Annotated in this window: 6 protein-coding genes; all 6 read right to left on the bottom strand. The window is 48.9% G+C overall.

The genetic code is table 11. The features are described from left to right. Window positions 1–338: 338 nt before the first annotated feature. The 6 genes from hemH to HP570_RS20830 all read right to left on the bottom strand — a co-directional run bounded on the left by hemH (window position 339) and on the right by HP570_RS20830 (window position 7555). Window positions 339–1262 (bottom strand): ferrochelatase, encoded by a 924-nt coding sequence (gene hemH, locus HP570_RS20855; protein WP_173626996.1) that lies wholly within the window; start codon window positions 1260–1262, stop codon window positions 339–341. A 109-nt stretch (window positions 1263–1371) separates the two neighbouring features. Next, on the bottom strand, window positions 1372–2775 hold the full coding sequence (locus HP570_RS20850) for a M20 family metallopeptidase (protein ID WP_173626995.1): 1404 nt from the start codon (window positions 2773–2775) through the stop codon (window positions 1372–1374). 60 nt (window positions 2776–2835) lie between these two features. Further along, window positions 2836–4095 (bottom strand): amidohydrolase, encoded by a 1260-nt coding sequence (locus tag HP570_RS20845; protein ID WP_173626994.1) that lies wholly within the window; start codon window positions 4093–4095, stop codon window positions 2836–2838. A 756-nt stretch (window positions 4096–4851) separates the two neighbouring features. Beyond that, window positions 4852–6156, bottom strand: a complete 1305-nt coding sequence (locus HP570_RS20840) for a hypothetical protein (protein ID WP_173626993.1) — start codon at window positions 6154–6156, stop codon at window positions 4852–4854. Between the two features lie 95 nt (window positions 6157–6251). Then, entirely contained in the window at window positions 6252–7067 is an 816-nt protein-coding gene (locus HP570_RS20835; protein ID WP_173626992.1) for an SDR family oxidoreductase, read from the bottom strand. Between the two features lie 32 nt (window positions 7068–7099). Continuing rightward, window positions 7100–7555: a MarR family winged helix-turn-helix transcriptional regulator gene (locus HP570_RS20830; RefSeq protein WP_173626991.1), complete on the bottom strand. Its 456-nt coding sequence runs from the start codon at window positions 7553–7555 to the stop codon at window positions 7100–7102. Between the last annotated feature and the right edge of the window lie 51 nt (window positions 7556–7606).

Raw genomic sequence — 7606 nt, 5'->3', positions numbered from 1 at the left:
ATCAAACTCTCCAATAAAGTTTGTTACTGGTTCAAAGCTGGCAAATCATTTCATGATAGACTCATTAACGCTTTCGCTGTTCAGTTTTCAAAGAGCATTTTTCACTAGCACTTCAAAAGTGCCGGACTCATAATATACCATGCATGATGACTTCGAGTCAACTGGTAATATTTGAAGTCTTTCGTTTTGTTTCTGTAATTCCGCCCGTTTTTGAAAGGCGGACTTTCAATATAACATGAGCGATCTACTTGGTCAAATGAAATATCTGGGAACCAAATATAAAGAACATCGTTAAAAGCTACATTTTCACGCTACAACAATAAAGAAGAGAAAGAATATCATTCGGACTGCTTCATTCTCTCATGAATCAGCTCCACAAGAGCGTCCATATAGTCAGCTGAATCATTCAGGAATTCAGTAGAGACAAACTCCAGCCCGCAAGCTTCTGCTTTCATTCTGCAATGGATTCTGCAATCGAAAATTGCCTCTACATTTTCGGTCAAAGACAGTAAGTCACAGACAACGACTGCCTTGCCGCCTGACTCGGCCACTTTTTCTATCATCGCAAGTACATCCGGTCCTAACCATTTCTGCGGGGCTGGCCCTGCGCTTCGGTAAGCGAGCATCCACTTCTTGCAATCAGCTCGCAGGGCGACCTCTTCAGCTAATTCCGTAAAAGCTTGGATGAACTCGTTGTTCACTTCTGGCACCCCGGGTTGACTGTGGGCCGTAAACAACACAGTCATTTCGGAACGATTTTCCATGGAGAGCCATTGCAGTGCAGCTCGTAGGCGAAGACTGATCGCTTCTGCAATCCCTGGATAGCGGTGCCAATGATTGATTTCCACAACTGAAATGTTTGCACCGCTGGCTTCGAGCGCTTTTCGAACACTTTGATAATAGGCAGCCGTTCCCGTTCTTGAATACAAGGGGGATGTCGGAAACGCGTACAACTTGGTCACACCGTCTACGACCATTTGTTGAACCCTCTCTTGCACAAAAGGAGACGTATGCTTCGTAGCTTGATAGACTTTGATTCGCTCGCCGCCTCCAATTTGATTCAACCGTCGTTCTAAGGCCATGGCTTGCCGAGCTGTTACAGAACCAAGCGGATCTGCAACGCCAATGGATTGAAAGCGTGCCTTGGCAGCCTTCAACGTATCCGGCGAGGGAATTTTGCCATGAAACAGATGGGTATAAAAGGGCTGTATATCATCGATTGATTGCAATGAGGCGTAAGACAACATGAGCAGGGCTTTCATCTGATTTTCGCAACTCCTTTTGGCTATTCTACACGAGGACCTTGCTCTTGAACAAAAAAGACGACCCTGATCGTTCAGAAGTCGTCCGCTTGTTATTTCCGTATGTCACTTATTTTTTCGCAGAAGGCATGACACCTTCTGGGATCGGGCACACATATGTTTGACCGCCCAGACGCTGTTTCAGCTCGGCTTTTGCCTGTTCGATCAGCTTTGGATTTTTCAGCATGTCAATCGCTGTAGAAGCCATGACTTTCCCCGCATGCAGCATCCCTTTATGTGCAATGGATGTCGCCCCGAGGGACACCCATTGCCAGGAATGCAGCGTGGAGCCATTCACATAGCATGCAGTTGTGCATTGTGCTGTTGGCGTAATCCAGCTCACATCCCCTACATCCGTGGAGCCGTTCAACGGGATTTTTGCTCCGTCGTATGGATTGAGCCATGTCACCATGTCTGGAGCTGGCATGTCCGATGACTGTTTTTCCGAAGTAGCGAGTTCCTGCTTGGAAAGTGTCTCACGCATTTCTTTTGCCAATTGCAGTTCCGCTTCATCCTGCATAGGGACGCCCAGCTCCTGGAAGTTTTTGTACATGACCTCTTCGAGCAGTTTGTTTTGCACGAGGTTCGAGCACGCTTTGTCGAATACGATCTCTACCTCTGTTTCGGTCATGAGCGCAGCGCCTTGCGCAATTTTGCATACGCGCTCGTAAATCTCCTGTACTTGATCAACCTTTGGCGCACGTATGAGGTACAGTACCTCTGCTTTTGGTTGAACCACATTTGGCGACAAGCCGCCGGAGTTCGTGATGGCATAGTGAACACGTGCCTCCGGGATAATGTGCTCCCGCAAGTAGTTCACACCGACGTTCATCAATTCCACCGCATCCAGTGCGCTTCGACCGAGATGTGGACTTGCTGCCGCATGGGCGCTCTTTCCTTTAAACTTGAAGTAGATTTGATAGTTCGCGAGTGAATCAGTGGACATGATGCTGTTATAGCCCATTGGGTGCCAGCAAAGTGCGAAGTCCACATCGTCAAACAAACCCGCTCGCGCCATGAACGCTTTCCCAGAGCCGCCTTCTTCCCCTGGGCAGCCGTAGTAACGAACCGTCCCCTTCATGTTGTTCTCTTCCATATACTCTTTCACGGCAATGGCTGCCGCAAGAGAAGCGGTACCGAGCAAGTTGTGTCCGCAGCCATGTCCATTTGCACCTGCTACGAGAGGCTCTTCTTTAGTCTGGCCTTTTTTCTGACTCATGCCCGACAGAGCATCGAATTCTCCCAAAATCGCCACGACAGGATTGCCACTGCCAAAGCTTCCGATGAAAGCCGTTTTGATCCCACCTACATCGCGCTCAACCTTGAAGCCCTCTCCCTCGAGTGTTTGAGCTAGCAATTCAGCAGATTGATACTCTTCAAAACGCGTCTCCGCGAAAGCCCAAATCTGGTCACTCACCTTGATGAAGGCATCTCGTTTTTTCTCAATCATTTCTGCAATTCGCTTGGTATGCATTCGCAAACATCCTCTCTGCCCTCGTTATCCACGTGGTCTTTCGCTCAGGTAGGAACGGTTTTACGTCAGCAATCGTCTGGCAATTCGGTTCAAAAGCGCTACGCTGCGTGGCAAAATCTCTTCTTGTATATCGAACTTCGGATGGTGGTGAGGCGCCGGGATATCCGTACCAATTGCCATGTACGTTCCTTTTCCGCCACGATCCTGAACGCGTTTAATCATAAAGCTGGCATCTTCACTGCCCATCGAGTTGTACTCGCCGTGCTTAAAGGAATGGAAGCCTTCTACTTGTTTGGCTTCTTCCAGGGCCAGCTCCGCCATCTCCACATCGTAGTTGATCGGGATTGCTCCTCCGACGACTTCGATCTTGTAGTCAAGCTCATGCATAGCAGCACTGTGCGCAATGATGTTGCGTACACGGTTTTCTACTTCTTCATTTACTTCTTCGGTAATGGAGCGAGTCTCCACAACCATCTTGGCATAGGCCGGAATGATGTTCGCTGCTGTTCCGCCTTCTAGCACACCCACATTGATTCTCGTATCACCAGTGCTAAAGCGCGGAATCGCATGAATGTTTAACAGGGCGGTAGCCGCTCCGAGCAATGCATTTTTCCCTTGCTCTGGCCACGCACCAGCATGAGAAGAAACACCGTAGAAATGCGCCATCATTTTCGTGGTAGCCAAAAATCCATAGGAACCGCCGTGCACCTCACCTAGCGGCACATTGACACCCAAATGGTTGCAGAAAATATAGTCAACATCGTCCAAATGACCTTTTTCCACGATCGCGTATGCACCGCGGACACCTTCTTCGGCTGGTTGGAAGATCAGTTTGAGCGTACCGGAAAAATCTCCTGCTGCAAGCGCTTCTGCCAATCCCAAGCCAATCGAGGTATGACCGTCGTGAGCGCAGGCATGCATGTTGCCTTCATAAAGGGAACGGAAGCCATTCGCTTGTGGAAAATGGTCTTGCTCCGTACTTTCTAAAACAGGCAGTGCGTCCATGTCAAAACGGAAAGCAACCGTTGGTCCAGGTGCCTTCCCTTTCTTCACACCAATCACTGCGGTATAGCCACCGCGCATTTTTTCAACGATTGCCGGGTTTGCACCGTCACGCAAAGCTCTTTCATACGCTGCCTCGAGAATTGCCTCGGAAGGCAAGCCCCGCCGGGAATCTCCATCGATTGCTTCTTGTCCGTATATGACCTCATAGCCGAGGGACGTCAAAATCTCTACTACCTTGGAAGCGGTACGGAACTCCGTAAAACCCACCTCTGGATGTCTATGAAAATCTCTTCGCAACGAAACCAGATCCAACATCGTTCAATTCCTCCTGTTAACTCTGGAGCATGTGTTTTTCCATGCCCAGGTGCGATAGGCGAGCTGTAGAAATATGAGAAGACTGGCAAATGATAATCCTTACAATATACGAATATTAAAAGACATTTTCGCTTAGTTGAATTATATTGTTGGGTCGCTGCTTTTTCAATAGGAGTTGTTTGAGTTATTGAAAAATAACGAACCTTCTAACTGGCTGGTGTGGTGGGGAGGAAACAGGAGAAAACGCTCAGATTCTAGGGCCACCCTCTGCGGGATTGACTGCACGACTCCATGCAAAAAGCGAAACCGCGTCCAAAGTAGTCCATTCAGGGTGTGTCTCAGAGGTGGACGCTAAGAGCGTGTTTCGCTTTTTGCATTGCGTCTCGGTCGGTGTCCCTAAGATCTTCGCTTTTTTCTCCTGTTTCCTCTACGAGCTTGCCGTTCGTAAACGAGTTTTTAAAGATCTAAAAGAATGAAGAATGTAGTCAGTTACGATAGAGAAGAATATTTCCAGACGTAGCGACTTGTGGAGTCCTACCGAGCGGAGAAGGGATTCGCGGGCAAAAGAAACGCAACCGTGCTCGCGCTACGTAGCGGCTACCACTTTTGCGTTTCCCCGCGAATCCCTTCGGAGCGGACAGTCCCAACCCTCAGCGGGACGGAGCACTGAGCCTAGACTGGAAATATTCTTCTCCTCACCGTAGCCACGTAGCCACATAAAATGAAAAAACACCCGAAACCTCTCGTCGGGTGCCCTCATTTCTTTAACTGATAAAGCTTCTTCGGTCGTCCACGCACAGCCTGCTGCTCTTCCCCGCTGAACTCGGCCAAATCCACTTCGCACAAGCTGCCCATGATGCGCTGGGCATTTCGTACCGTCATCGACAAATGCGAAGCGATATCCGTCGTTGAAAACAGCTTCCAGCCCATACGTTGAACCAACGCACGCAGCTTGTGATACGATTTGACACTTACATTGGCCCGGTTCAGCTTTTCCAACAGCTCTCGATCATTGGAGCGGAACGAATAGGCGAGCTCCTCTGTTTCTCCCACCGATTCCATCATGACGCCCTTATCCTGTACGACGACAATGCCCGCCCCCGGTCGTTCTTTTGCATGCTGGATTGCTTTTCGCGCATTGTTTTCCGCTGAAAAAGCAGTGTCCCCAAAGCCTACCCCTACTGCAACCGGAACCTCTGCCTCCAAAGAGAGCTGTTCCACCGTATGTCGCAGCATTTCAATCTCTCGTTGAATCGCACCACGCGAACTAAAAATCTGGTATCGTCCGTTGCCATTTGCCAGCAGAGAGCCGTCCAGCCGATCGCAGAGCGCAAGCAGAATTTGTCTGATCTTCAGCTCCAGATGCTGCAAGTAAAAGCGCGTGCTGGTCCGCTCGGGAATCTTGTCAAACTGCTCCAGCTCAATGATCTCTACCCCAATTTGTGTATCCTTAAAATAGGAGCTTTTCACCTTTTCGATGACGATTTTCATCGCCTGACGAATCTCCATTTTCGTCATGAGAACACGATAGACAGGAATGCCTTCCTCACGCAGCGCATGTTCAACGACAGAAAACGTGGTGAACGCTCCTTGTGTCTTGCCTTCACGCCACAGCGATACATGAAACTGCGTGATCGCATCGAGGTCAAAATGCTCGTCGTACGTAGTAACGTAAATCTCCTCGTCGGGTATGTCCAGCTCCGACATCGACTCTCGCAAATGCGTCCCTTCCGACTCGATCATGTCGATGGAGACACGGTTCACGGCTGTGCTTTGGTCAATCGACATCTGAATGAAGCAGCGATACAAATTCGAACCGTTCGGCGGGCAATACACGATATTAGCATCCGGGGTTAGCACCTTTTTTGCGATGGTAAACGGAACCGGCCCTGAGAAAAACCATCCGTTTAACTCTGGATGATGTTCCTGGACGATATTGCTCACTTCACGTACGTCTTCATAACGAAAGGGGACAAATTCGATTTCATGCTCAAATTCATTGGCGACCGCCAGTATCCGCTCCACAGAAGGAAATGGTCCTACAACACCGATTCTATACATAAGGGCGTTATCTCCTACCTCGTCATGATCGACACCTTTTCCTCATTCATATCATGTGCCGTTTTCTTTGTCTACTGGATGCCAAGCACGCTGCACTACGCTTGCTCCATGATTTGCCTAATCATTTGCTCGAGTGAAGCAGTAGGCTTGCCGATGATTCTCTCCAAATCCGTCGTCGTACTACTCGCATCAATTTGCATCAAGAAGCGATACAGCCAACTTTCTGCAACAGGGTCCTCCCGATGCCTGATGGATTTGCCTGTCTGTGCCGTCAACACTTCAGCCAGCTCTACGAAATTCCAAGCACGGGAAGCCGTAAGCTCGTAAGTCTGATTTTCGTGCCCCTCTGTGCTGATGACAGTGGCAGTAGCCAATGAAAGATCCTCGCGTGTCACTGTGTGAAAGCTCCACTTGCCAGGGTATGTAATGAGCTCTCCTGTTTCGATTGCCTGCTGAATACCAAATGCCGCAATCACATCACTGTAAAGTCCATTCCGCAGAAACGTATACGGTATCCCCGTCGTGCGAATGGCGTGTTCCGTTGCCAAATGGAGATGCGTGAGCGAGATATTTACCTTTTCCAAAAAGGCAAAGCTGGTATACACCAGGTGAGTGATATTTGCTTTTTTCGCCGCTTCTATGACATGACTATGCTGTCGTACACGAACGGTATCATCCGTGTGCGGGCTGGAAATAAACAAAAGCTTCGTGCCGCCCGCAAAAGAGCGTTCCAGAGACAGAGGGTCATCATAATCCGCTTGTCTTACCTCGATTCCCAACTCTCTTAACCGTGTCGCTTTGTCCATTCCGCGCACACAGGCAATGAGGCGTTCTTTTTCCACCCTTTTCAAAAGCTGTTCGATAATCAAGCTCCCTAGTTTGCCTGTTGCTCCTGTAATGAGAATGGACATGCTTTTGCCCCCTTTTCCCCTGCAGCTCAAAGTCATCTCACACTTTGCCTTATTTTCTCTAATAAAAATATCAGTTGGTGCAGCTCTTGCTCCTCCAGTCCTTTTAGCCCCTCTGCAATCACCTGACGATTCCCGGGAAGGTGCATGAAAAGAAGCTGTTTTCCTGCTTCGGTCAGTGAGATTACGGATTTTCTGCCGTCGTTAGGATGGGGAGCCCGGTGTATCAGACCCTCTGTTTCCAGTGGTGCAAGCAAAATACTAATGTTGGCCTTCGTCACTCCAATACACTCTGCCAAACGTGAAGGCAGGATACTGTCACCATGCTTCGCGATCTCTACCAATAATCGAATTCTTGCACCGTTCATTCCTTTGGCATGCCAATATTTTTCTGAGAGCCCCACCAAATGTGCGGTGGCGTCTACCAAGGAAAAGAATGCTTTTGTCCGTAAAGGGGGCTGGTTTACATACGTTTCGAGATCATCTGCCATGCTCTTTCTCCCTCTTTTAGTTAAACACTTAACTATCTGAAATGTAATCCA

The organism is Brevibacillus sp. RS1.1 (genome assembly GCF_013284365.1).
GTDB lineage: Bacteria > Bacillota > Bacilli > Brevibacillales > Brevibacillaceae > Brevibacillus > Brevibacillus brevis_D.
The sequence above is the reverse complement of the archived record's forward strand: the minus strand, read 5'-3'. Positions and strand labels throughout refer to the sequence as shown.

Bases quoted from the DNA above. Each gene is read 5' to 3' on its own strand.
- hemH (WP_173626996.1), bottom strand. From the start codon at position 1,262: ATGAAAGCCCTGCTCATGTTGTCTTACGCCTCATTGCAATCAATCGAT.
- HP570_RS20845 (WP_173626994.1), bottom strand. From the start codon at position 4,095: ATGTTGGATCTGGTTTCGTTGCGAAGAGATTTTCATAGACATCCAGAG.
- HP570_RS20840 (WP_173626993.1), bottom strand. From the start codon at position 6,156: ATGTATAGAATCGGTGTTGTAGGACCATTTCCTTCTGTGGAGCGGATA.
- HP570_RS20850 (WP_173626995.1), bottom strand. From the start codon at position 2,775: ATGCATACCAAGCGAATTGCAGAAATGATTGAGAAAAAACGAGATGCC.
- HP570_RS20830 (WP_173626991.1), bottom strand. From the start codon at position 7,555: ATGGCAGATGATCTCGAAACGTATGTAAACCAGCCCCCTTTACGGACA.
- HP570_RS20835 (WP_173626992.1), bottom strand. From the start codon at position 7,067: ATGTCCATTCTCATTACAGGAGCAACAGGCAAACTAGGGAGCTTGATT.